Raw genomic sequence first — 23,716 nt, 5'->3', positions numbered from 1 at the left:
TTCTCGGAACCGGTACGCCGAGAAGTCGGAGAAGGCCGCAGCGGATTACATGACGGGCCGGGAATCCTTCGGCGACCGCACCACGGCGGTGGTCAGATGAGTTCGAGGGGCCGGAAGGTGTAGTCGGACGGGATGTCGTCGTGCATCGCCTCGACGGGGCGTTCGGGGGCGGTCTCCTCCAGGAGGGCGGCGCGGCGGACGCGGTCGGTGCGGAACACGCGGCGCTCGCCTCGCATGCGGCACCAGGCCGTCAGGTACCAGCCTTCGCCGGACGCGGTGAAGGCGACCGGCTCGACGTCGCGCTCGGTCTCGGTGCCCGCGCGGTCGACGTAGGTGAGGCGGACCACCTGGCGCGTGCGGATGGCCTCCTCCAGGACGCTCGGCACGGACGCCGGATCGCTGCCCTCGGCAGGGGTCAGGAAGCGGACGCGCTGGGCCAGTTCGCGGGCCGAGGCGCTGTCGGCGGCCGACATCGCGGCGACGATCTTGTGCAGGGCGGTGCGGGCTGCCCGGGAGTACGGGGAGCCGCCGGCCCGGGACAGGGTGATCGCGACGGCGACCGCCTCGGCGGGGGTGAAGTTCAGCGGCGGCAGCGTCCGGCTCTTGTCGAGGGTGTAGCCGCCGCCCCGGCCCACGTCCGCGAAGACCGGCACCCCGGCCTGCTGGAGCGCGCCGATGTCGCGCTCGATCGTGCGGACGCTCACCTCGTACCGCGCGGCCAGCTCCCGCGCGCTGACCCGGCGCGGGGCGCACGCGCGCAGCTCCTCCACCAGGGCGTACAAGCGGTCGGTGCGGTTCACGCGCCGACCGTACGCCCCGGGTCCGACAATTCCCGGCTGGTCCGACAATTCCCGGCTAAGAGAAGTGCCAGAGGCGAACGCTCCCGTTGGAGCTGCCGGCTCCGGCGGCCAGGAGCCGGCCGTCCGGGCTGAACGCCAGGGCCGTCCCGTCCGACCTCTCCCATTCGAGTGTCGCGAACCGGTCGCCGGTGCGCGTGTCCCACAGCCTGATCGTCCCGTCGTGGGCCGCGCTGGCCAGGGCCCGGCCATCGGGGGTGAACGCCAGTGCCTGGACGGTCCCCTCGTGTCCTCTCAGGTCCCGGATCCGCTTCCCGGCTCGCAGGTCCAGGATCCGGACCGCCCACGTGGCCTGGTCCGGATGCGTCTTGTCCCAGATGTCGGTAGCGGCGGTCCGCCCGTCCGGGGCGAAGGCGAACAGCACGTTGATGGCGCCGGCGACGGCGTTCGCGATGTCCCGGCCCGCCCGCAGGTCGTGGACCTGGACGTCGCCGCCGCCGCTGACGGCGATCCGGTCGCCGGTCGCGTCGAACGTCAGCCGGGTGGCGTCGTTGCGCGGTGCGAACGCGCCTGTGCGGCGACCGGTCGAGGTGTCCCAGAGTTCGACGCCGTTCGCTCCGACGGTGGCCAGGGTCCGGCCGTCATCGCTGAACGCCTTGGTGAACGTCCTGCCCACGGGCATGATCGTCCGGAGCCGGGCGCCGGTGGCCGCGTCCCAGAGCTGGATCGGGCCCCTGCCCCGCAGCGTCGCCAGCAGCCGCCCGTCCCCGCTGAGCGCCGTGAGCTGGTCGGCGCCCTCGTCGCCCAGCTCGTGCGCGGTTCCGCGGCCGGTCGCGACCGTCCACCGCCAGATCTGCTGCGCCCCCGCACAGACCAGCGTCTTCGAGTCCGGCGTGAAGGCGAGCCGGAACGTCGCGACCGGTCCACCGGCGAGCACGACCGGCCGAGGGTTCTTCAGCGGCGCGGCGTCCTCTTCCGACCGCCGCCACAGCAGCGCGGGCAATCCGAGGACGGCCGCGACGCCCGCCGCCGCTCCCCCCGCCAGGACGGTGCGGCGCCCCGTCCGGCCGGGCGGCGCCGCCAGCAGCCGGGCCGCCTCGGCGGGCGCCGGCCGCCGGTCCGGTTCCTTGGCCAGGCACGCCTCGATCGCGGGCCGCAGCTCGGCGGGCACGCCGGTCAGGTCCGGCGGGGCGCTGACGATCCGGTGGACGATCCCCGGCACGTTCTCGGCGTCGAACGGTCCGCGCCCGGTCGCGGCGAAGGCCAGGACGCAGCCCAGGGAGAACACGTCCGACGCCGGGCCCGCCGTGTCCGCGCGGACCTGCTCGGGCGACATGAACGCGTACGTGCCGACGACCGCGCCGGTGGACGTCAGCGCGGTGGCGTCGGCGGCCCGGGCGATGCCGAAGTCGATGATGCGCGGGCCGTCCGGCGACATGATGACATTGCCGGGCTTGAGGTCCCGGTGCACCAGCCCGCTCGCGTGGATCGCCGCCAGGCCCTCGGCCAGCGCGGCACCGAGCACGCGGACGGCGGGGACGTCCAGCGGCGCGGCCTCGCGCAGGGACGGGCCGGGGACGTAGGCGGTCGCCATCCACGGTTCGGCCGCCTCCGGATCGGCGTCCACCACCTGCGCGGTGTAGAAACCGCCCACCTTCCGGGCCGCCTCGACCTCGCGCGCGAACCGCACCCGGAAACGGGCATCCTGCGCGTACTCGGCGCGGATCACCTTGACCGCGACCCGGCGGCCGCCGGGGGTGGCGCCGAGGAACACCTCCCCCATGCCACCCGCACCGAGCCTGCCCTCCAGCCGGTACGGGCCGATCCTGCGGGGGTCGCCGTCGCGCAGGGAGTCCATCAGCGCAGCCTCCACAGGTTCACGGCGGCCTCTCCGCGGCGATCGCTGCCGCCGGCCACCGTCCGGCCGTCCGGGGAGAGCGCGAGTCCCGTGATCCGCCCGCCGGTCCCGGCCAGGGTGGCGGTCACCCGCCGCGTCGCCAGGTCCCACAGCCGGGCCGTGAGGTCGGTGCCGGCGGCGGCCAGCACCGCGCCGTCCGCGCTGACGGCGACCTGGGCGACGTCCCCGGTGAGGCCGGAGTCGAGGACGCCGGTGACGCGGACGCGAGCGGCGTCCCACAGCCGGATCGTGCCCCCGCCCCCTGCGGTGACCAGGGTCCGGCCGTCCGGGGTCAGGGCCAGCGAACTGGTCTTCTTCCCCCGGTCGGCGACGTGGGCGATCGGGCTGCGGGTGCGGACGTCCCACACCCGCACGGAACCCGGTTCGGCGCGGCCTTGGAAGCCGTTCATCCCGGCCATGACCCGGCGGCCGTCCCGGCTGAACACCACGGCGTTCACACCGTCGGCACCTGGGAGGTCGCCGAGGACGCGTCCGGTCGCGGCGTCCCACAGCCGGTCCGGCCCGGCGAGGATCCCGCCGTCCGGACTGAACGCGAGAGCGTTGGCGCGGGTGCCCTCGGCGCGGAGCGTCCGCAGTGGGCGGGGCTGCCGCGTGTCCGCCGATCCGACGTCCCAGAGGCGGACGGTGGCGTTCATATGGCCAACGGCCAGTACTTTTCCGTCCGGGCTGAACGCCAGGGCGTCCACTCCGGTGGGGGCACGCAGCTCGTGGATGACGTGGCCTGCGGCAAACTCCCACAGGTACAGGGTCTCCCCCCGCGTCCCGCCGCAGACCAGGATGCGGCCGTCCGGGCCGAACGCCACCGCCTCGATCGGCTGCCCGTTCCTGGTGAGCGTCGTGGTGGGCGGCCGCATGGCGTCGCCGGGCGGTGCGGACGGCGCTGCCCGGGACCGCCCGCCGCCCCGGGCGAGCAGGAATGCCGACACCCCGGCGGCGGCCGCCGCCGCGCCGGCCAGCACCGTCCGGCGCGGCGTCCCGATGGCGGGCCGGACCTGATCCGCCACCCGGGTGAACAGCATCGTGCGGCGCTCCACCGTGCGGTCGGCGTCCGGGGCCGCCGGGCGTGCGGCGGCCGGCGGGACGGCGTGCGGGTCGGCGAGGTGGGCGAGGATCCGGTCGGTGCCCGGACGGCCGGCCGGGTCCTTGGCCAGGGAGGCCGTCACGAGCGGGCGCAGCGAGTCCGCCAGCCCGTCAAGCTCGGGCGGCTCGTTGAGGACGCGGTGCACGATGGCCGGGATCGTCGCGGCGTCGAACGGGCTGCGCCCCGTCGCGGCGAAGGCGAGAACGCAGCCCAGCGCGAACACGTCGGCGGGCGGCCCGGACGGCTCGCCCCGCACCTGCTCGGGCGACATGTAGGCGTAGGTGCCGAGGACGGCGCCGTCGGCGGTGAGCGATCTCGCGTCGGCGGCCCGGGCGATGCCGAAGTCGATGATGCGCGGGCCGTCCGGCGACATGATGACATTGCCCGGCTTGAGGTCCCGGTGCACCAGCCCGCTCGCGTGGATCGCCGCCAGCCCCTCGGCCAGCGCCGCCCCGAGCCCGGCCACCTCGGCGGCGGGCAGCGGGACGACGTCCCGCAGGGACGGGCCGGGAATGTAGGCGGTCGCCATCCACGGCTCGGGCGCCTCCGGATCGGCGTCCACGACCTGCGCGGTGTAGAAACCGCCCACCTTCCGGGCCGCCTCGATCTCACGCGCGAACCGCGCGCGGAACTCCTGCCGGTCCAGGTGCTCGGCGCGGACGATCTTCACCGCGACCTGCCGGCCGCCCGCCGACACGCCGAGGAACACCTCGCCCATCCCGCCGGAGCCGAGCCGCCCCTCCAGCCGGTACGGGCCGATCCGGCGCGGGTCGCCGTCGCGCAGCGCGTCCACAGGGCGCTCCCGTACTCATCCGGCTGTGATCTTGGGAACGATTGGGAACGATATCGCCGCCCCGGCGATCGTCCCTCCCGGTACGGCGGTCCTCGCGCCCCTAGAGGGCGCGGAGGAAGGCGATCAGGGCCTCGTTGACCTCGGCGGGGCGCTCCTGCTGCGTCCAGTGGCCGCATCCGGACAGCCAGACGGTCTCGCGCAGGTTCGGCACGAAGTCGCGCATCGAGTCGACGGCGTCGCGGGCGCCGACGGCGACGAGGTCGCGGTCGCCCGCGATGTAGAGGGCGGGCGGGCCGATGGGGGCGCGGTGCCAGGCGGCGGTGAGCTCCCAGTTGCGGTCGAGGTTGCGGTACCAGTTGACGGGGCCGCTGAAGCCGCTCTCCGCGTACTCCTCGACGTAGGCGGCGATGTCGTCCTCGGTCAGCCAGGCGGGCAGCTTCTCCGGGTCGGGGAGGCCGTCGAGGAAGCCGCCGCCCTCCGGGGCGATCAGCGGCGGGCACGGGCCGTCGCCGGACACCCCGTACAGCATCCGCCGGAACGTGGCGGCCCGGTCGCGGTCGAGTTCGGCCTCCGGGACGTCCGGCTGCTGGAAGTGGACCATGTAGAAGCCGTCGCCGAACATCCGGCGCATGGACTCCACGGGCGGCCTGCTGCTGCGCGGCCGGTGCGGCACCGAGAGGCCGACCACGCCGCGCACCTTGTCGGAGCGCATCTGCGCGACGGCCCAGGCGACGGGGGCGCCCCAGTCGTGGCCGACGACGACGGCGCGGTCCGCGCCGAGCCGGTCGACGAGCCCGACCGCGTCCCCGGCCAGGTGCAGGATCGAGTACTGGTCGGCTTCCGCGGGGCCGCCCGTCCGGGCGTAGCCGCGCTGGTCGGGCGCGACGGCGTGGAACCCGGCCTCGGCGAGCGCGGAGAGCTGGTGCCGCCACGAGTACCAGCACTCGGGGAAGCCGTGCAGGAGGAGCACGAGCGGCCCTTCGCCCGCCTCGGCGACGTGCATGCGCAGGCCGCTCTCCGACCGGACGTAGCGGTGCGTGATCTCGTGCATTCATACCCCTCACGGCATGGGCGGCCCGTGCGGGCCCAACGGTAGCCCCCCGGACCGGCGCCCCGGACGCGGGTGAGGAAAGGGCGGGGAAACGGCCGAATCCGGCGGCCCCATACCGTCCGGCGGTGGATTGTGTGCGCGGGCCACATGGGAGCGCGGGGCCGCGCTCCATAGGTTCTGCGCATGACGAGCGTGACACCGCGGCCTGCCGCGGGGACTTCGGGGACGCTGGATCTGGCGGGCAGGCGCGCCCTGGTCACCGGCGGCGCGAGCGGGATCGGGCGCGCCTGCGCCCGGCGGCTCGCGGCGGCGGGGGCCGAGGTGGTGGTGGCCGACATAGACGGGGCCGCGGCGGAGCGGACGGCGGCCGAGTTCGGCGGCGTCCCGCTCCTGGCCGACCTCGCCGACGTGGACGCGCTCGACGGGCTGGCCGCCGGTGTGGACATCCTGGTCAACAACGCCGGGATCCAGCATGTGGCGCCCGTCCAGGACTTCCCGCCGGAGACCTTCGCGCGGATCCTGCGGCTGATGGTGGAGGCGCCGTTCCGGCTGGTGCGGGACGCGCTGCCCGGCATGTACGAGCGCGGCTGGGGCCGCATCGTCAACATCTCGTCCGTGCACGGCCTGCGGGCCTCGCCGTACAAGTCGGCCTACGTGACGGCGAAGCACGGCCTCGAAGGACTGTCCAAGGTGATCGCGCTGGAGGGCGCCCCGCACGGTGTGACGTCCAACTGCGTCAACCCCGCCTACGTCCGGACCCCGCTGGTGGAGAACCAGATCGCCGACCAGGCGCGCACGCACGGCCTGCAGGAGGACGAGGTCGTCGAGCGGATCATGCTCGACCACGCCGCCGTGAAGCGGCTGATCGAGCCCGACGAGGTGGCCGAACTCGTGGCCTATCTGTGCTCGCCGCCCGCCTCGATGGTGACCGGCACGTCCGTGGCACTCGACGGCGGCTGGACGGCGCACTGAGAATGGGCCGTATGACCTGCGGCGTCTTCCTCGAACTGCTGGCCCGGGAGGCCTCCCCCGTCGAGTTCGAGGGTCCCCTCGTCCAGGCGCGGGCGGAGGGCGCGTCTCCCGCCGTCCTGGAGGAGCTGGAGGCGGCCAAGCTGGCCGCGCTGCGGGTCCGGATGATCATGCGGAGGCACGCCCGGCGGGAGACCGAGCTGGCCGCGCTGTTCGAGACCGCGGGCGACCTCGCCGGGCTGCGCGACCTCGACTCGGTGCTGGAGGCCATCACCCGCCGGGCGCGGCGGCTGCTGAGCGCCGACATCGCCTACCTGACGCTGAACGACGACGAGCGCGGCGACACCTACATGCGGGTGACCGACGGGGCGGTGTCGGCGGCGTTCCGGCAGCTGAGGCTGCCGATGGGCACCGGGCTCGTCGGCCTGGTCGCGCAGACCGCGATGCCCTACAACAGCGCCCACTACCTCGGGGACGCGCAGTTCGAGCACCGCGGGTTCATCGACGACGCGGTCGCGGAGGAGGGCCTGGTCGCGATCCTCGGCGTGCCGATGCGGCTGGGCAGCCGGGTCATCGGGGTGCTGACGGCCGCGAACCGCAGCGAGCGCCCGTTCGACCAGGAGGAGGTGGCGCTGCTCGGCTCGCTCGCCGCGCACGCCGCCATCGCCATCGACAACGCGCGCCTCCTGGAGGAGACCCGCACCGCCCTGGCCGAGCTGAGCACCGCCAACGAGGAGGTCAAGGCGCGCAGCGCGGCCGTGGAGCGGGCGGCGCGCGCGCACGACCGGATGACCGCCGTCGTGGTCCGGGGCGGCGGCGTGGAAGACGTCGGCGCCGTCGTGACCGAGCTGCTGGGCGGCACCCTCCACGTCCTGGACGCCGACGGCCGCCGGCTCGCGACGACCGGCGCCGCTTCGGAGCCCCTCACCGACGACGAGCTGGACGGGGTGTCCGCCTCGGCGCACTCCGCACGCGCGCAGGGCCGGACAGTCCGGCGCGGCGACCTGTGGATCGCCTCGGTCTCCACCGGCGACGAGATGCTCGGCACGCTGGTCCTGCGCACCGCCGAAGAGGTGGACGACGCCGACCAGCGGATCCTGGAGCGCGCGGCCCTCGTCACCGCCCTGCTGCTGCTGTTCCAGCGCAGCGCCACCGAGGCCGAGGGGCGGGTGCGCGGCGAGCTGCTGGACGACCTGCTGTCCGGCCGCCGGACCGGCGCCGAGGCGCTGACGGCCCGGGCGCGGCGCGTCGGCGTCGACCTGAGCGCCCCGCACGTGCTGCTGTGCGCCAAGTACGACTCCCGCGAGCACCGTCCCCGCGCCGCCTTCTGGGCCTCGTCCTTCGCGGCCGTCGAGCACGGCCTGGCCGCCTCGCGCGCGGAGGAGATCGTCCTGCTGCTGCCGGGCGACCGGCCGGGCGACGCCGCGCGCCGCGTGGCCAAGGAGCTCGGCGCCTCCCTCGGCGGGCCCGCGACGGTCGGCGCGGCCGGCCCTGTCCGCGACCCGGGCGGGGTCGCCTCCGCCCACCGGGAGGCGCAGCGCTGCGCCGACGCGCTGCTGGCCCTCGGGCGCCGCGGCGACGGTGCCGGCGCGTCCGAGCTCGGCTTCGTCGGCCTGCTCATCGGGGACGACCGCGACGTGACCGGCTTCCTCGGGAGCGCGCTCGGGCCCGTCCTCGACTACGACGAGCGGCGCGGCACGGCCCTCGTCCAGACCCTGGAGGCCTACTTCGGGACGGGCGGCAGCCTGTCGCGGACGGCCGAGCGCATGCACATCCACGTCAACACCGTGAGCCAGCGCCTCGACCGCATCGCCCGCCTCCTCGGCGACGACTGGCAGACCCCCGAGCGGGCCCTCGAACTCCAACTCGCCCTGCGCCTCCACCGTCTTTCCCGCTGACCCCCACTTTCCCGCTGACCCCGTTCTTTCCCGCTAGACCGCCTCTCCCGCTGACAGGCCCCGCATGCCGAAGCGGCGCGCCGCCCCCTCGGGGACGGCGCGCCGCGCGCTCGGGTCGGGTGTCAGACGGAGGCCTCGACCTTGGTGTCGCTGTTCTCGGGCTCGGGACGGGCCCGGGACGTGCGGGCCGCGAGCAGGTCGCGCGCGGTGCCCCAGACGCCGCGGCGGAACAGCAGCACCACCACGATGAAGATCGCGCCGGTGATGATCCCGGTCTCCTCGAACCCGGCGGTGGCCAGGTAGTCGTTCAGCTCCACGATCAGCGCGGCGCCGATGGCACCGCCCCACAGGGTGCCGATGCCGCCGAGGACGACCATCATCACGGCCTGGCCCGAGGTCGTCCAGTAGACGCCCTGGAGGGACGCGAAGCCGTGCCCGACGGTGAACAGCCCGCCCGCGAGGCCCGACAGGGCCGCCGACAGGACGAACGCCAGCAGCTTGTAGCGGTCGATGCTGTAGCCGAGCGCCCGCGCCCTGTTCGGGTTGTCGCGGATGGACATCAGGACCCGGCCGAAGGGCGACCGGACGATGCGCCAGGCGGCGAACAGCCCGGCCAGGACGAACGGCAGCGCCGCGTAGTAGAAGAAGAACGGGTCGGACAGGTCCAGCCCGAACAGCTCCCTGGGGATGCCCTGCAGGCCGTTCTCGCCGCCCGTCGCCTCCCTCCACTGGTTGGCGATGAAGTACACCATCTGCGCGAAGGCCAGCGTGACCATCGCGAAGTAGATGCCGCGCAGCCGCACCGACAGGAAGCCGATCGGGACCGCCAGCGCCGCGGCGAAGGCGGCGCCGCCCAGCACGGCCACGGGGAACGGGAGCCCGGAGTGCAGCGCGATCAGGCCGGTGGCGTACGCCGAGCCGCCCCAGAACGCCGCGTGCCCGAACGACAGGAGCCCGGTGAAGCCGAGCAGCAGGTCGACGGCGGCCGCGAACAGCGCCCAGCAGACGATGTCGAGGGCGACCGGCGGATAGATGAACCAGGGCAGGACGAGCGCCGCGACCAGCCCCACGGCCAGCAGGACCGGCCGTCCGGCCAGCTTGGAGAGGATCACAGGATCTCCTCTGAAATCACGGGATCTCGGGCGGTCACAGCATCTCCAGCGGTCACAGCATCTCCAGCGGTCACAGCATCTCCAGCGGTCACAGGGCCTCCTCGCGTCCGAACAGGCCGGCGGGGCGCCACAGCAGCACGGCGGCCATCAGGATGAACACCAGCGTCTGCGACAGCGACGGGACGTAGTAGTTGCCGAGGGCCGAGACGAGCCCGACCGCGAACCCGGCGGCGACCGAGCCGAACACCGAGCCGAGGCCGCCGATCACGACCACCGCGAACACCGTGATGATCAGGTCGGAGCCCATCAGCGGGTTGACCGCCCGCATCGGCGCGGCGAGCACGCCGGCGAACGCGGCGAGCGCGATGCCGAACCCGAACACCGGCGTCACCCAGCGGGCGACGTCGATGCCGAGGGCGCGCGACAGCTCGGGCCGCTCGGTCGCCGCCCGGACGATCATGCCGACGCGGGTGCGGGTCAGCACCACCCACACGGCGCCGCACACCAGGACCGACACCGCCAGCACGAACACCTGGTACGTCGGGTAGGTGAACAGGCCGAGGTCGATCGACCCGTCCAGCGCGGACGGGCGCGGGTAGGGCTGCGACTGCACCCCGTACTTGCGCTTCACGAGGTCCTGCAGGATCAGCGCGAGCCCGAAGGTGAACAGGAAGTTGTAGAGCGGGTCCAGCGGCGCGAGCCGGTGGATGAACAGCCGCTCCAGCAGCACGCCCGCGACCCCGAGGACGACGGGCACGATCAGCAGCGCGAGCCAGAAGTTCACGCCGAAGGAGTCGAGCAGCACGAAGGAGCCGAACGCGCCGAGCATGTAGAACGCGCCGTGCGCGAAGTTGACCACGCCCAGCATCCCGAAGATGACGGCCAGGCCGAGGGCGAGCAGGGCGTAGAACGCCCCGCCCACCAGCCCGTTGAACGCCTGTTGCAGCACGTCGCGGCCCGCCTAGAGGGAGCAGGACGGGTCGGGCTGCTGGAACGCCTCCGCCGCCGGGATCGTGCTGAGGATCTTCTCGTAGTCCCAGGGCTCCTTGACCTCGCTCGACGGCTTGACCTCGGCGACGTAGGCGTCGTGGGTGAGCAGGTGGTCCTCGGCGCGGATCGTGCCGGTGGAGGTGAAGGCGTCGTTGACCTTGGCGCCCTCGAGCTGCTTCACGACGTCGTCGGACTTGTCGGTGCCGCCGCGCTGCACGGCCTCCAGGTACTGGAGGGCCGCCGAGTAGTCGGCCGCCTGCACGGCCGTCGGGCGGGCGCCGGTCTTGGCCTTGAACTTGTCGGCCCAGGCGCGGTTGCTCTGGTTGGCGTTCCAGTACCAGAAGTCGGTGAAGCGCGTCCCGGCGAGGGCGTCCGAGCCGAGCGAGTGGATGTCGGTGATGAACATCAGGCCCGCGGCGAGCTTCACGCCCTTGTCGCGCAGCTTGTACTCGTTGTACTGCTTCACCAGGTTGACGAGGTCACCGCCGGCCTGCATGGCGCCGAGCACCTGCGGCTTGGGCTTCAGGCCGGGCGCCTTCAGCAGGAACGTGGAGAAGTTGTCGTTCGGGAACGGCGTCGGGTCGCTCTTCACGACGCTGCCCCCGGCGCCCTTGATGGCCGCCGTGAACGTCCTCTGCATGTCCTGCCCGAACGCGTAGTCCGGGTAGACGATGTACCAGTTCTTACCGCCGTCCTTGGTGACGCCGGTGCCCGTGCCGTGGGCCAGCATGTAGCTGTTGTAGCCGTAGTGGAAGGTGTACTTGTTGCACTGCTTGCCTTCCAGCTCGGTCGTCGCGGCGCCGACGTCGATGAACAGCTTCTTCTTGTTCTTGGCGACGGTGGCGACGGCGAGCGCGGCGGACGAGGTGGGCACGTCCAGGATCAGGTCGGCCTGCTTGCGGTCGTAGAGCTCCTGGGCCTTGGAGTTGGCGACCTCGGGCTTGTTCTGGTGGTCGGCGGAAATGACCTCGATCTTGTCGGTGACGGCCTTGTCGCCGTACTTGGCCTTGAAGTCGGCGACGGCCATCTTCACCGCCTCGACGGCGTTCTTGCCCGACAGGTCGGCGTACACGCCGGACTGGTCGGTCAGCACCGACAGCACGATCTTGTCGTCGCTGATCTTGCCCCCGCCCCCGCCGGGTCCGCCCGCGCAGCCGGCCAGCAGCGCTCCGGCGGTCGCGAGCGCGGCCGAGCGTCCGAGAACTCTCATCGGGGTCTCCCTATATTCCGAGGTACTGGAGGAGTTCGCTCTCGCGGGCGCGGACCTCGTCGTTGTCCATGGACTCGACGATCCGGCCCTCGGCGAGCAGGTGGTGGCGGTCGGCGACGGTCGCGGCGAAGTGCACGTTCTGCTCGATGAGCAGGACGGTCACCCCGGCCGCCTTGACCTCGCGGAGGATGTCGCCGATCTGCTGGACGATCAGCGGCGACAGGCCCTCGGTGGGCTCGTCGCACAGGAGCAGGCGGGCGCCGGTCCGCAGCACCCGGGCGAGCGCGAGCATCTGCTGCTCGCCGCCCGACAGCTTCGTCCCGGGGAAGCGGCGCCGCTCCCGCAGGCGCGGGAAGGTCTCGTACACCCGCTCCAGCGACCACGGGTCGGGACCCATCGCGGGCGGCAGGGTGAGGTTCTCCTCCACCGAGAGCGTCGCGAAGATGCCGCGGTCGTCGGGGACGTAGCCGAGGCCCCGGCGGGCGCGCTTGTGCGGGCTCATCGAGGAGATGTCCTCGTCCAGGAAGCGGACCGTTCCCGACGCCCCCTTGTGCAGCCCCATCAGGGAGCGCAGGAGCGTGGTCTTGCCGGCGCCGTTGCGTCCGACGAGGGTGACGATCTCCCCCTCGTCGACGTGCAGCGACACCTCGCGCAGGGCCTGGGCCTCGCCGTACCAGGCGGACAGTCCGTCAATGCGCAGCATTGGAGTCTCCGAGGTAGGCGGTGACGACGCGGGGGTCGTGGCGGATCTCGGCGTAGGGGCCCTCCACGAGGACCTGGCCGTGCTGCAGGACGGTGACCCTGTCGGCGAGGCTGGAGACGACGCTCATGTTGTGCTCGACCATGACCACGGTCCGCCCGTCCCGCACCTTCTTGATGAGGTCGACGGTGCGGCCGACGTCCTCGACGCCCATGCCGGCGGTCGGCTCGTCCAGGAGCAGCACCTTCGGGTCCAGCGCGAGGGCCAGCGCCAGTTCGAGGGCGCGCTTGCGGCCGTACGCCAGGGCCCCGGCCGGGACGTCCGCGTGCCCGTCCAGCCCGACCTGCCCGAGCAGCTCGGCGGCGCGGTCGGAGTGGCGGTCGAGGGCCTTGTCCGACCGCCAGAACCGCCAGCCGAGGCCCGTCCGCCCGGCGAGCGCGAGCTCGACGTGCTGGCGCGGGGTCAGCTCCGCGAACAGGCTCGTGATCTGGAAGGACCTGGCGAGGCCGAGCTTCGCGATCAGCTCCGGGCGCCGCCCGGCCAGCTCGTGCGCGCCGAGCCGCACGCTGCCCGCGGTCGGCTTCAGGAATCCGGTCAGCAGGTTGAACAGCGTGGTCTTGCCGGCGCCGTTCGGCCCCACCAGCGCGTGGACGGACCCTTCGGCGATGTCGAGGTCCACCCCGTCCACGGCCCTGAAGCCGCGGAACTCCCTGACCAGGCCGCGCGCCGCCAGCACCGGGGCCTTTCGGTCCGGGTCGCCCATGCGCCCTCCTCGCGCTCGTCGTGGACGACCCGAACCACACTCGGGCCGCCGTGACCGGGAACGCTAGGTGGGACCCGCGGACCGGACCATGTGACCGGGACCCACATTCGGACGGCCGGATACGGGTGTGAGCCACATCACGCGCAGGTCACGACCACGGGCACATGGCGGCTTCGCCGGATATGTGGGCGGTCCACGTGGCAGCGGTCACAAGCGGCGCCCACCATGGCGGGCACCTGACATCCGTCCCGAGGAGCCGGAATGCCGATCGTCCGCCCTGCTCTTACCGCTGGCACCGCCCTTACCGCCGGCACCGTGGCCGGCGCCCTCACCGCGGCCCTGGCCTTTCCCCTGGCCGCGCACGCGCAGGCCCCGCAGGCCGGCGCGCGGCAGAGCCCCGGCTGCGCGTCCGGGCTCGCGGTGCCGGGAGCGGAGAAGCAGAAGGCCGCCTGCCTCGACGACCTCACGACCGCCGGGACGGTCGGCTCCGGCCACACCGTCCCCGCCGACTGGGCCGGGCTGCACGCCGCGGGCACGCGCAACCCGTCCGGCGTCCCGGGCGTCCAGCTGGACGGCTACTTCCCGGACACCTCGACGTTCAACACCAACAACGGCTGGAACCACGACGCCCAGTTCGTCATCCGCCTGCCCGAGCGCTGGAACGGCGGGCTCGTCGTCGCCGGCTCGCCCGGCAACCGGCGCCAGTACGCCAACGACTTCACCATCTCCGACTGGGCGCTCGCCAAGGGCTACGCCTACGCCGCGACGGACAAGGGCAACAGCGGCACCGAGTTCTACAAGGACGGCCGCCGCCCCGGCGACGCCGTCGTGGAGTGGAACGACCGGGTGACGCAGCTGACGCGGGCCGCCAAGAAGGTCGTGGCGCAGCGGTACGGCCGGACTCCTCGCCGCACCTACGCGGCGGGCATCTCCAACGGCGGCTACCTCGTCCGGTGGCAGCTGGAGAACCGCCCGGAGCTGTACGACGGCGGGATCGACGCGGAAGGCACGCTCTGGCGCGCCGGCGGCCCGAACCTGTTCACCTACCTGCCGAAGATCCTGCGCGCCTACCCGTCCTACGCGGCCACCGGCGATCCGTCCGCGCACGAAGCGCTCCTGAACGCCGGTCTCGCCCCGGGCTCGGAGTTCCTCTGGCCGTTCCACAACCAGGTCTATTGGGAGCTCACCCAGCGCATCTACCGGCAAGAGTTCGACCCGAACTACACCGGAAAGGAGGCCGACTACAACTACGCCGCACGTCCGAAGGAGGTCCGCCGTGCCGTCGCCCGCGTGGCGCTCACGGGCAGGATCCGCAAGCCCCTGATCACCCTGCACGGCACCTACGACTCGCTCCTGCCCATCACCACCGACTCCGACGTCTACGCGAAACTCGTCCGCGCCAAGGGGAAGGCGCCCTACCGCTACTACCGCCTGGAGGCCGCCAACCACGTCGACGGCCTCTACGACTCCTTCCCCGACCGCCTGCGCCCGCTCCTGCCCTGCATGCGCACGGCCTTCACGGCCATGGAGTCCTGGACGCAGAACGGCGCCACCCCACCGAAGAGCGCCACACTCCCCCGCCCCACGTCGGGCGACCCCGTGAACACCTGCTCCCTCAGCTAGGGGAACTCCATGAAACCCACCCCGTTCCTCGCGGCCGCCGCGCTCGCCTTAACGACCGTCAGCGCGTCCCCCGCGTCCGCGGCCGCCGCCACGCTTCCCCGACACTCGATCAGCGCCTCGTACGTCAGCGGCGTCTCGTCCGGCGGCTACATGGCCGACCAGCTCCACATCGCCTACTCCGGGACGTTCCGGGGCGCCGGCATCTTCACCGCCGGGCCCTACCACTGCGCGCGGGGCAACGTGACGACCGCGCAGCTCGCGTGCATGAACGACCTCTACGACGACAACCCCGCCGAACTGGAGCGGACGGCGCGCGACCGGTCGGCGCAGGGAAGCGTCGACCCCGTGAGCAACCTGTCCGGGCATCCGGTGTGGATCTACCACGGGGCGAACGACTCGACCGTGAAGAAGTCGGTCAACGACGACCTCGCCGGGTTCTACCGGGACTTCGGGTCCGCCGTCTCCTACAACACGACCTCGCAGGCCGGGCACGCCTGGGTGAGCCCGATCGGCCCGAACCCCTGCTCGGCCACCTACAGCCCGTACATCAACAAGTGCGGTGACGACCCCGAGCGCTCGATGCTGGGGCATCTGTTCGGGTCCGTGGCCTCGCCCGCCTCGTCGCCCGGCGGGACGCTCATGGAGTTCGACCAGAACGCCTACGCGCCGGGCGGGAGCGCCTCGTCCATCAGCATGGACGCGACTGGCTACGCCTACGTCCCGGCGAGCTGCCAGTCGGGGACGTGCAGGCTGATGGTGGCGCTGCACGGATGCCAGCAGGGGCGCAGCGTCGTCGGGAACACGTTCGCGACCAAGACCTACCTCAACGAGTACGCCGACACCAACGGCATGATCGTCCTGTATCCGCAGGCCACCGCGTCCAGCTGGCTGGGCGGCAACCCCCAGGGCTGCTGGAACTGGTGGGGCTACGGCGGCGACACCGCCTACGACATGAAGGGCGGCAAGCAGATCGAGACCATCATGCGCATGGTCCACGCCCTCGGCGGCTGACCGTCACGGCTTCGAGCGCGTCCAGGCCAGGAGGTCGTCGGCGCAAAGCGTGTTGACGATCTGGGACGCGGGGACGCCGCACCGGGCGGCTCGCTCGCAGCCGAACGGCTGCCAGTCGAGCTGCCCGGGCGCGTGGGCGTCGGAGTCGACGGAGAACCGGCAGCCCGCCTCGACCGCCAGGCGCAGCAGGCGCTTCGGCGGATCGAGGCGCTCCGGGCGCGAGTTGATCTCGACGGCGACGTCGTAGGCGGCGCAGGCGTCGAAGACGAGGGCGGCGTCGAACTCCGACTCCGGGCGCAGGCCGCCTCGCCTGCCGCCGGCCTTCACGATGCGCCCCGTGCAGTGGCCGAGGACGTTCACGCGCGGGTTCGCGATCGCGGCGACCATCCGCTTGGTCATCGCGACGCGGTCCATGCGGAGCTTGGAGTGGACGCTGGCGACGACGACGTCCAGGCGGTCGAGCAGGTCGGGCTCCTGGTCGAGGGCGCCGTCCTCCAGGATGTCGACCTCGATGCCCGTCAGGATGCGGAAGGGCGCCAGGGACTCGTTGATCTCGGCCACCACGTCGAGCTGGCGGCGCAGGCGGTCGGCGGACAGGCCGTTGGCGACCTTCAGGCGCGGCGAGTGGTCGGTGAGCGCGAGGTACTCGTGGCCCAGGGAGCGGGCGGTCTCGGCCATCTCCAGGATCGGGGACCCGCCGTCCGACCAGTCGCTGTGGGTGTGCAGGTCGCCCTTCAGCGCGGAGCGGAGCGCGGCCGTGGCCTCGTCCAGCGGCTCGCCCTCGGTGGCCTCCAGCCGCCGCAGGTAGACGGGGGTCTCGCCGCGCAGCGCCTCCTCGACCACCAGGGCGGTGACCTTGCCGATGCCGGGCAGCGCGGTGAGCGTCCCGTCGCGGGCGCGGTCGGCCAGCTCGTCCGGGGCCGTCTCCTCCACGCGGTCGGCGGCGGTGCGGAAGGCCCGCACGCGGTAGGTCGGCTCGTGGGCGCGCTCCAGAAGGAACGCGATGCGGCGCAGCGCTTCGACGGGCTCCACGCCTCGCACCGTACCCAGGTATGACCCGGCACGTCCCACCCCGGTGTCATCCGAGTGAGACCGGGGCTCCCTAGCCTGGTCCCCATGGCCGGCGAGAACCTCACACTGCGCGGCGTCCTGCGGGACGTGCTGCTCGCCGCCGCCGTGACCGGCAGGGCGGACCCGGCCCCGCTGAACCGGCCGTGGCCGCTGCTGCTGCGCTGGACGCGGTACATCGGCGTCGGGCGGCTGCCGTACGGGCTGGTGACGAACCTGTTCGGCCTGGCCCTCACCGTCGGGCTCGTCGCCGGGACGGTGTCGCTGCTGTCCACCGAGACGCTGCGGCGCGGCATCTACGTGTCCGACGGGACGAAGCTGTTCATCGCCGTGGCGGTGACGGCGCCGCTGGCGCTGCGCGACCGGCATCCGCTCGGCGCGTGGCGGCTGAGCTTCCTGGCGATGGCGCTGATCGACGTCGACGGCTGGCTGACCGTCCCCTTCGTCCCGGCGGGCTCGGTCGCGGCGCTCGTCGCCGTGTACACGGTCGCGGTGCGCTGCTCGCGCGACATCACGCTGGGCGTCGGGCTCATCTCGTTCGCCGGGCTGTGGATCAAGGCACCGGAGACCGGGCCCGGGGCGTCGGTGCTGCTCCTGCTGGCGCTCACGGTGGGCTACGCCGTCCGGGTCCGGCAGACGTCCCGGCGCGAGCTGGCCGAGCAGGAGAAGCGGCACCAGGACGCCGAGGCGGTGCTGACCGAGCGGCAGCGGATCGCGCGCGAGCTGCACGACGTCGTCGCCCACCACATGTCGATGATCGCGATCCAGGCGGAGGCGGCGCCGTACAAGGTGGAGTCCGTCCCGGACGAGACGCGCCGCGACCTCGCCGAGATCCGCGCGACCGCGCTGGACGCGCTGACGGAGCTGCGCCGCGTCCTCGGCGTCCTGCGCGCGGAGGACGGCGCCGAGACCGCACCGCAGCCCAGCCTGGCGCGCCTGGACGAGCTGGTCGGCAACGCGCGCGGCGCCGGCCTGCGCGTCGAGACGCGGCTGAGCGGCGACCTCGCCGGGCTTCCCCCCGGCGTCGGGCTCACCGCGTACCGGATCCTCCAGGAGGCGCTGAGCAACGCCATGCGGCACGCGCCCGGCTCCCGGGTCGAGGTCGACGTGTCCTGTGATGACGGCATTTCCGGTGATGGCGGCGTAGTGTTGCTCGGCGTCGTCAACGGCCCGCCCGCCGGGGGCCGAGGCTCCGTGCCGCCCCTTCCGGGCGGCGGCCACGGGCTGGTCGGGATGCGGGAGCGGGCCGCCGCGCTGGGCGGCGAGCTCACCGCCCGCCCCACGCCCGAGGGAGGATTCGCCGTGACCGCATCGCTGCCGGTGAAGGCGCGGGAAGCGACGTGACGATCCGGGTCGTGATCGTCGACGACCAGGGCATGGTGCGCACCGGCTTCGGCGTGCTGCTGAACGCCCAGCCCGACATCGAGGTCGCGGGCGAGGCCGCCGACGGCGCCGAGGGCCTGCGCCGCATCGCGGAGCTGCGTCCCGACGTGGTGCTGATGGACGTCCGGATGCCGGTGATGGACGGCCTGGAGGCGACCCGCCGGCTCCTCGCGGACGCCGGGGACGACGCCCCGAAGGTCCTCATGCTGACCACGTTCGACCTCGACGACTACGTCTACGAGGCGCTGCGGGCGGGGGCCAGCGGGTTCCTGCTCAAGGACGCGTCCGCGACCGAGCTGGCCGACGCGGTGCGGGTGGTGGCGGCGGGCGACGCACTGCTGTCCCCGTCGGTCACGCGGCGGCTCATCGCGGAGTTCTCGCGGCTCGGCGGGCCGCGCGCGCCGTCCCGCAAGCGGCTGGAGCAGCTGACCCAGCGGGAGACCGAGGTGCTCGCGCTGGTGGCGCGCGGGCTGTCCAACGGCGAGATCGCGGGGCGGCTCGTCGTCGCCGAGCAGACCGTCAAGACCCACTTCGGGCGGATCCTGATGAAGCTCGGGCTGCGGGACCGCCCGCAGGCGATCGTCTACGCCTACGAGGTGGGGCTGGTGCGGCCCGGCGACTGACGCCCGGCCGCCGCCGTCATACCTGGGACGCACCCGTCATACCGGGGGCGCACGGCGCGGGACGGCACCGCGGGCCGATGTGCTCTTATACGTCCGATTTCTACCTTCCTGATCAGTGCTCCACTCCACTGACCAGGAAGGACGCGCGGGATGCCCAGCGTTCGCAGGACCCTCGCCGTTCAGAGAAGCCTCGCCGCCGTGTCGGTGCTGGCCGCCACCGGCTCGGCGACCGCCGCAGGGCATGCCGAGGTGTACGCGCCGCCGGCCGCGGCGCCCGCCCTGGCGCCGTCCGCCCTCGGCGCCCGCTACGAGACGACCGGCCGGGACATCACCCGCGCGCTGGCCACCGCCAGGCGCGTCCACGACGAGGGGCGGGCGCGGGTCCTCGCCTCCTTCCTGGCGCCTGACCGGCGGTTCCTGTCGTTCGACCCGCGAGGCGACGGGCGCGCTGTGGAGGTCCTGGGCGATCTGGAGCACGCCGACCGGATCGCGGTGGTCGTGCCGGGCGCGGACAACTCGCTGGCCGACTACGACTCGCCCAAGTTCGTCGGCGGCGGCAGCCGGGCGCTCTACCGGCAGGCCCGCGACGCCGCGCCCGGCGCGCGGATCGCCGTCATCGCCTGGCTCGGCTACGACTCGCCCTCGACGCTGAGCACGAGCGCCCTGACGAGCGGAAGCGCCGAGAAGGGGGCGCGCGGTCTCGAACGTCTCCTCACCGGCGTGCACCGCGTGAACGGAAAGGCCCGCTTCGCCCTGCTCTGCCACAGCTACGGCTCGGTGGTCTGCGGCAAGGCCGCGCGGCGGCTCGCGCCCCTGCCGGTGGACGAGATCGCTCTGTTCGGCAGTCCCGGCACCACCGTTCGCCACGTGTCCGGCCTGGGGACGTCCGCCCGCGTGTGGGCGGGCCGGTCCAAGGGCGACTGGGTGCGGTACGTGCCCCACGTCCGCTTTGCCGGGCTCGGCTTCGGGGCCGATCCCGTCACTCCCGGCTTCGGCGCGTTGCGCTTCGACGCCGGGACGGGCCCGCACAGCGGCTACCTGAAGCCCGGGTCCCTCGCGCTGAGCAACCTCGCCCTGATCGCCCTCGGCCGCGACGCGGAGGTCACCCATGTCTGAAGCCCAGGCCTACGACCAAGCCCAGGACCATGAAGAGGGCAAGGACCATGAAGAGGGCAAGGGCCGCGAAGAGGGCAAGAACCGCGACGGGGCCGTGGACGCGCTGCGCGCCTTCGCGATCCTCGGCGTCGTGCTCGGCCACTGGCTCGTCACCGCGCTCGTCGTGGACGGCCCTGGCCACCGGCTGCACGTCACCAGCCCCCTCAAGACGATGCCCGAACTGGCCCCCATCTCCTGGGTCCTGCAAACGCTCGCCGTCTTCTTCTTCGTCGGCGGCTACTCGGCGGCCAAGAGCCTGCGTCCCGGCGAGGCCTGGGGCCGCCGCCTGCGGCGGCGCCTGGCGCGCTTCGCGCGGCCCCTGCCCGCGCTGGGGCTCGTCTGGCTCCCCGTCGCCGCGGCCCTGTCATGGGCCGGGTTCTCGGGGAGCAGCATCCGCGTCCTCGTCGAGCTGGTGCTGAGCCCGCTGTGGTTCCTCTGCGTCTACGTGGTGCTGACGGCGCTCACCCCGCTCATCGCCACCGCGTGGAACCGGTTCGGGATCGCGGGCGCGGCGGTCCTCGCCACCGCGACCGCCGGGATCGACGTCGGCCGGTTCGCCCTCGGCGCACCCGGCTGGACGGGCTGGGCCACCGTCCTCACCGCCTGGCTCCTGCCGTTCTATCTCGGCATCGGCTGGGCGGACGGAGCGCTGCGGTCCCGCAGGGCCGGGCTCGCCCTGCTGGGCGGGGGCGCCGCGTCGGCCGCGCTCCTCGTCCTGTTCGCCGGATACCCGGCGAGCATGGTCGGCGTCCCCGGCGCCGCGGTCTCCAACCTCAGCCCGCCCACCCTCGCCGCGGTCGCGTTCGGCCTCGCCCAGACGGGCCTCGCCGTCCTGCTGCACGGGCCCCTGACCCGCTGGACGCGGCGCGCGGGGCCCCGTTCGGTGATCGCCGCGGCCAACCGCTCCGCGATGGCGATCTACCTCTGGCACCAGACCGCGATGATCTCCGTCACCGTGGGGGCGCTGCTCGCGTTCGGTAGGCTGAACGGGTTGCACACCGTGCCCGACCAGCCGGAATGGGTCGCCGAGCGGCTCGCCTGGCTGGTCGCCTTCGGTGGCGCGCTCGCCGCCGGCAGGGCGGTGGCCGCCGCCCGGAGGCCGCGGCCGCTCGTGCGCGGCACCGCCCCGGGAACCAACCCGGCCCCCGGCCCGTACATCTCCAGAGGCGTCTCCTGACCCGCCAGGGGGTGAGCCGAACCCGCACCGATCTTCGATGGTAGAAAGGCGACGATGCCGCCGCACCTCACGACGACCTCGCCGCGCCCCGGGCGACGGCACGCCCGCCGGCTCCGGCGGGCCACGGCCGCCGCCGCCTCCATCGGAGTGGTGATGCTGACCACCGCGGGGACGGGCCACGCCGACCCCTACGCGGCCCCCGTCGCGGTCCCCAAGATGGCCCCCTCGACGCTGGACGTCCGGTACGCGGCCGAGCGCGGCTCCATCGAGAAGGCCCTCAAGACGGCGGAGAAGGTCGGCGACGCCCCGCGGCAGAAGGCGCTCGGAGGGTTCCTCCAGCCCGGACGCCACTTCCTGTACTTCGACCCGCGCGGCCGGGGCCGGGCCATCGAGGTGATCGGCGACCTCACCCGGGCGCAGCGCGTCGCGGTGCTCGTCCCGGGCGCCGACACCACGCTGTCCTCGTTCGACAAGCGGGGCGGCAAGCCGTGGTCGACGCCGGGCGGGGGCGCCCGCGCCGTCTACGCGCAGGCCCGCGCCGCATCGCCGGAGCCCGGGCTGGCGGTCGTCGCCTGGCTCGGCTACGCGGCCCCCAAGACGTTCAGCGGCGACGTCCTCACCAGCGACCGGGCCACCGAAGGCGCCGTCCAGCTCCGCAAGTTCATGAAGGGCGTCCACCAGGTCAACCCCCGCGCGAGCGTGGGCCTCCTCTGCCACAGCTACGGATCCGTGGTCTGCGGCCGCGCCGCGTTGGACGGCTCCAACAGCGCCGCCTGGAAGCAGGTCACCGACATCGCCCTCTACGGCAGCCCGGGAACGACCGCCTGGTCGGCGTCCAAGTTCGGCGGGACGGCCCGCGTCTGGGCCGGGCGGGGCGCGACCGACTGGATGGAGGACGTCCCGCACGTGCGGATCTTCGGGCTGGGGCTCGGCCCCGACCCGGTCTCCCGCGGCTTCGGCGCGCGGGTCTTCGACGCCGGGGGCGGCGGCCACAGCGACTACCTCGCACCCGGTTCCGCGTCCCTGCGCAACCTCACCGGCATCGCGCTCGGGCACGCCTCCGAGGTGACCCGCGGCTGACCCGTTTGCTCACTTCCGGCCAGGACACCGCGGGTGTGGTGGCACCCTGGGGTGGTGAACACCGCGAACGACGCCGAGATCCGCGAGCAGACCACCCAGCGCCTGGAGAAGGCGATGGGGACCTTCGGCACCGCGGCGCTGAGCAGCATGGAGGAGCAGCTCCCCTGGTTCCGCCGCATGCCCGCCGACCAGCGCTCCTGGATCGGGCTCGTCGCGCAGGCCGGCATCGCCGCGTTCGTGGAGTGGTTCAAGAGCAACGAGCGGAGCCGCCCGGCCATCGCCGGTGAGGTGTTCGGCACCGCGCCGCGCGAGCTGCTGCGCTCCATCAAGCTCCAGCACACCATCGACATGATCCGCGTCATCATCGACGTGGTGGAGACCCGGCTCGCCGAGCTGGCCGCGCCCGGCGGCGAGGCCCAGCTGCGCGAGGCCATCCTGCGCTACACCCGTGACGTGGCGTTCGGCGCCGCCCAGGTCTACGCCCGCGCCGCCGAGACCCGCGCCGCCTGGGACGCCCGCCTGGAGGCCCTCGTCGTCAACGCGGTGCTGCGCGACGAGGTCGACGACGGCATGCACTCCTGGGCCGCCGCGCTCGGCTGGACCTCCAAGCCCGTCACCGTCATCGCGGGCTTCACCCCGGAGGACGAGGAGCCCGAGGTCACCATCGACCAGATGCAGCTCGCCGCGCGCCGCGCCCGCGCCGACGTGCTCGCCGGCGTCCAGGGGCACCGGGTCGTCGTGATCGTCGGCGGCGACACCGACCCCATGGAGGCCGCCCGCCCGATCGCCGCCAAGTGCGGGCCGGGCCCGGTCGTCGTCGGCCCGCAGGTCGCCGACCTCTACGAGTCCACGAGCTCCGCCCGCGCCGCCGTCGCGGGCCTCCGCGCCGCCGCCGGCTGGCCGGACGCGCCCCGTCCCGTCCTCGCCTCCGAGCTCCTGCCCGAGCGCGCCCTCGACGGCGACGACGAGGCGCGCCGCTACCTGGTGGAGAGCGTCTACAACCCGATGCTCGCCGCCGGCGCCCCGCTCCTCGACACGCTCACCACCTACCTCGAGCAGGGCTCCTCCCTGGAGGCCACCGCCCGGCTCCTGTTCGTCCACCCCAACACCGTCCGCTACCGGCTGCGGCGGGTCAGCGAGCTGACCGGCCTCGCCCCCACCGACGGCCGCAACGCCTTCACGCTCCGCATCGCCCTCGTCCTCGGCCGCTTCCACTCCCGCGCCGCCAGGGGCCAGGGGCAGTGACCGGCGTCGCACCGGCGCGTTGGCCGGTGCTTACAGGCGCTCACCAGGGTTCCTTGTAGGGGTCGTACA

General features: G+C 73.5%; 20 protein-coding genes. 10 read left to right on the top strand and 10 right to left on the bottom strand.

Features of this window, described 5'->3' with window-relative positions:
* Window positions 1–92: 92 nt before the first annotated feature.
* From AB0C21_RS21150 to AB0C21_RS21135, 4 genes are all read right to left on the bottom strand, one after another.
* Entirely contained in the window at window positions 93–800 is a 708-nt protein-coding gene (locus AB0C21_RS21150) for a helix-turn-helix transcriptional regulator (protein ID WP_500206243.1), read from the bottom strand.
* A 55-nt stretch (window positions 801–855) separates the two neighbouring features.
* Window positions 856–2,655 (bottom strand): WD40 repeat domain-containing serine/threonine protein kinase, encoded by a 1,800-nt coding sequence (locus AB0C21_RS21145; protein WP_500206241.1) that lies wholly within the window; start codon window positions 2,653–2,655, stop codon window positions 856–858.
* Window positions 2,655–4,589 carry a WD40 repeat domain-containing serine/threonine protein kinase gene (locus AB0C21_RS21140; RefSeq protein ID WP_500206240.1) on the bottom strand — a complete coding sequence of 645 codons (1,935 nt, stop codon included), beginning with the start codon at window positions 4,587–4,589 and terminating at the stop codon, window positions 2,655–2,657. The genes AB0C21_RS21145 and AB0C21_RS21140 overlap by 1 nt, the downstream gene beginning before the upstream one ends.
* Before the next feature lie 100 nt (window positions 4,590–4,689).
* On the bottom strand, window positions 4,690–5,640 hold the full coding sequence (locus AB0C21_RS21135) for an alpha/beta fold hydrolase (RefSeq protein ID WP_500206238.1): 951 nt from the start codon (window positions 5,638–5,640) through the stop codon (window positions 4,690–4,692).
* A 183-nt stretch (window positions 5,641–5,823) separates the two neighbouring features.
* On the opposite strand from AB0C21_RS21135, the gene AB0C21_RS21130 reads away from it, so the two are divergent.
* Both AB0C21_RS21130 and AB0C21_RS21125 read left to right on the top strand, forming a co-directional pair.
* Entirely contained in the window at window positions 5,824–6,612 is a 789-nt protein-coding gene (locus AB0C21_RS21130; protein ID WP_500206236.1) for a 3-hydroxybutyrate dehydrogenase, read from the top strand.
* Window positions 6,613–6,623: 11 nt separating this feature from the next.
* Entirely contained in the window at window positions 6,624–8,507 is a 1,884-nt protein-coding gene (locus AB0C21_RS21125; RefSeq protein ID WP_500206235.1) for a helix-turn-helix domain-containing protein, read from the top strand.
* 122 nt (window positions 8,508–8,629) lie between these two features.
* On the opposite strand, the gene AB0C21_RS21120 is transcribed toward AB0C21_RS21125, so the two are convergent.
* The 5 genes from AB0C21_RS21120 to AB0C21_RS21100 form a co-directional block, all read right to left on the bottom strand.
* Window positions 8,630–9,619 carry a branched-chain amino acid ABC transporter permease gene (locus AB0C21_RS21120; RefSeq protein WP_500206233.1) on the bottom strand — a complete coding sequence of 330 codons (990 nt, stop codon included), beginning with the start codon at window positions 9,617–9,619 and terminating at the stop codon, window positions 8,630–8,632.
* Window positions 9,620–9,707: 88 nt separating this feature from the next.
* Entirely contained in the window at window positions 9,708–10,568 is an 861-nt protein-coding gene (locus tag AB0C21_RS21115) for a branched-chain amino acid ABC transporter permease (protein WP_500206232.1), read from the bottom strand.
* Between the two features lie 12 nt (window positions 10,569–10,580).
* Window positions 10,581–11,819, bottom strand: a complete 1,239-nt coding sequence (locus AB0C21_RS21110; protein WP_500206230.1) for an ABC transporter substrate-binding protein — start codon at window positions 11,817–11,819, stop codon at window positions 10,581–10,583.
* 10 nt (window positions 11,820–11,829) lie between these two features.
* Window positions 11,830–12,522, bottom strand: a complete 693-nt coding sequence (locus AB0C21_RS21105) for an ABC transporter ATP-binding protein (RefSeq protein ID WP_500206229.1) — start codon at window positions 12,520–12,522, stop codon at window positions 11,830–11,832.
* Window positions 12,509–13,282 (bottom strand): ABC transporter ATP-binding protein, encoded by a 774-nt coding sequence (locus tag AB0C21_RS21100; RefSeq protein WP_500206227.1) that lies wholly within the window; start codon window positions 13,280–13,282, stop codon window positions 12,509–12,511. The genes AB0C21_RS21105 and AB0C21_RS21100 overlap by 14 nt, the downstream gene beginning before the upstream one ends.
* 261 nt (window positions 13,283–13,543) lie before the next feature.
* On the opposite strand from AB0C21_RS21100, the gene AB0C21_RS21095 reads away from it, so the two are divergent.
* Together AB0C21_RS21095 and AB0C21_RS21090 are read left to right on the top strand one after the other, a co-directional pair.
* Window positions 13,544–14,905, top strand: a complete 1,362-nt coding sequence (locus AB0C21_RS21095; protein WP_500206225.1) for a tannase/feruloyl esterase family alpha/beta hydrolase — start codon at window positions 13,544–13,546, stop codon at window positions 14,903–14,905.
* A gap of 9 nt (window positions 14,906–14,914) precedes the next feature.
* A complete protein-coding gene (locus AB0C21_RS21090; RefSeq protein ID WP_500206224.1) occupies window positions 14,915–15,916 on the top strand; it encodes an extracellular catalytic domain type 2 short-chain-length polyhydroxyalkanoate depolymerase in 1,002 nt (333 codons plus the stop codon).
* A gap of 3 nt (window positions 15,917–15,919) precedes the next feature.
* Here AB0C21_RS21090 and AB0C21_RS21085 read toward each other — a convergent pair whose 3' ends face one another.
* Window positions 15,920–16,948: a PHP domain-containing protein gene (locus tag AB0C21_RS21085; protein ID WP_500206223.1), complete on the bottom strand. Its 1,029-nt coding sequence runs from the start codon at window positions 16,946–16,948 to the stop codon at window positions 15,920–15,922.
* Window positions 16,949–17,032: 84 nt separating this feature from the next.
* Here AB0C21_RS21085 and AB0C21_RS21080 point away from each other — a divergent pair, with 84 nt between their 5' ends.
* The 6 genes from AB0C21_RS21080 (at window position 17,033) to AB0C21_RS21055 (ending at window position 23,647) form a co-directional block, all read left to right on the top strand.
* Window positions 17,033–18,328, top strand: coding sequence for a sensor histidine kinase (locus AB0C21_RS21080; RefSeq protein ID WP_500206221.1), 1,296 nt, complete (start codon window positions 17,033–17,035; stop codon window positions 18,326–18,328).
* Entirely contained in the window at window positions 18,325–18,990 is a 666-nt protein-coding gene (locus tag AB0C21_RS21075; RefSeq protein WP_500206220.1) for a response regulator, read from the top strand. The genes AB0C21_RS21080 and AB0C21_RS21075 overlap by 4 nt, the downstream gene beginning before the upstream one ends.
* A gap of 150 nt (window positions 18,991–19,140) precedes the next feature.
* Window positions 19,141–20,106, top strand: coding sequence for an alpha/beta hydrolase (locus tag AB0C21_RS21070; RefSeq protein WP_500206218.1), 966 nt, complete (start codon window positions 19,141–19,143; stop codon window positions 20,104–20,106).
* Window positions 20,099–21,322, top strand: coding sequence for an acyltransferase family protein (locus tag AB0C21_RS21065; RefSeq protein WP_500206216.1), 1,224 nt, complete (start codon window positions 20,099–20,101; stop codon window positions 21,320–21,322). The genes AB0C21_RS21070 and AB0C21_RS21065 overlap by 8 nt, the downstream gene beginning before the upstream one ends.
* Window positions 21,323–21,376: 54 nt before the next feature.
* The gene (locus tag AB0C21_RS21060; protein ID WP_500206215.1) at window positions 21,377–22,402 is read left to right on the top strand and encodes an alpha/beta hydrolase; all 1,026 of its coding nucleotides are present in this window, start codon (window positions 21,377–21,379) and stop codon (window positions 22,400–22,402) included.
* A 114-nt stretch (window positions 22,403–22,516) separates the two neighbouring features.
* On the top strand, window positions 22,517–23,647 hold the full coding sequence (locus tag AB0C21_RS21055) for a PucR family transcriptional regulator (RefSeq protein ID WP_500206634.1): 1,131 nt from the start codon (window positions 22,517–22,519) through the stop codon (window positions 23,645–23,647).
* Window positions 23,648–23,716: the final 69 nt, after the last annotated feature.

Source organism: Spirillospora sp. NPDC049024 (assembly GCF_040649235.1).
Classification (GTDB): Bacteria; Actinomycetota; Actinomycetes; order Streptosporangiales; family Streptosporangiaceae; genus Spirillospora.
This window is presented reverse-complemented; position numbering and strand designations above follow the sequence as displayed.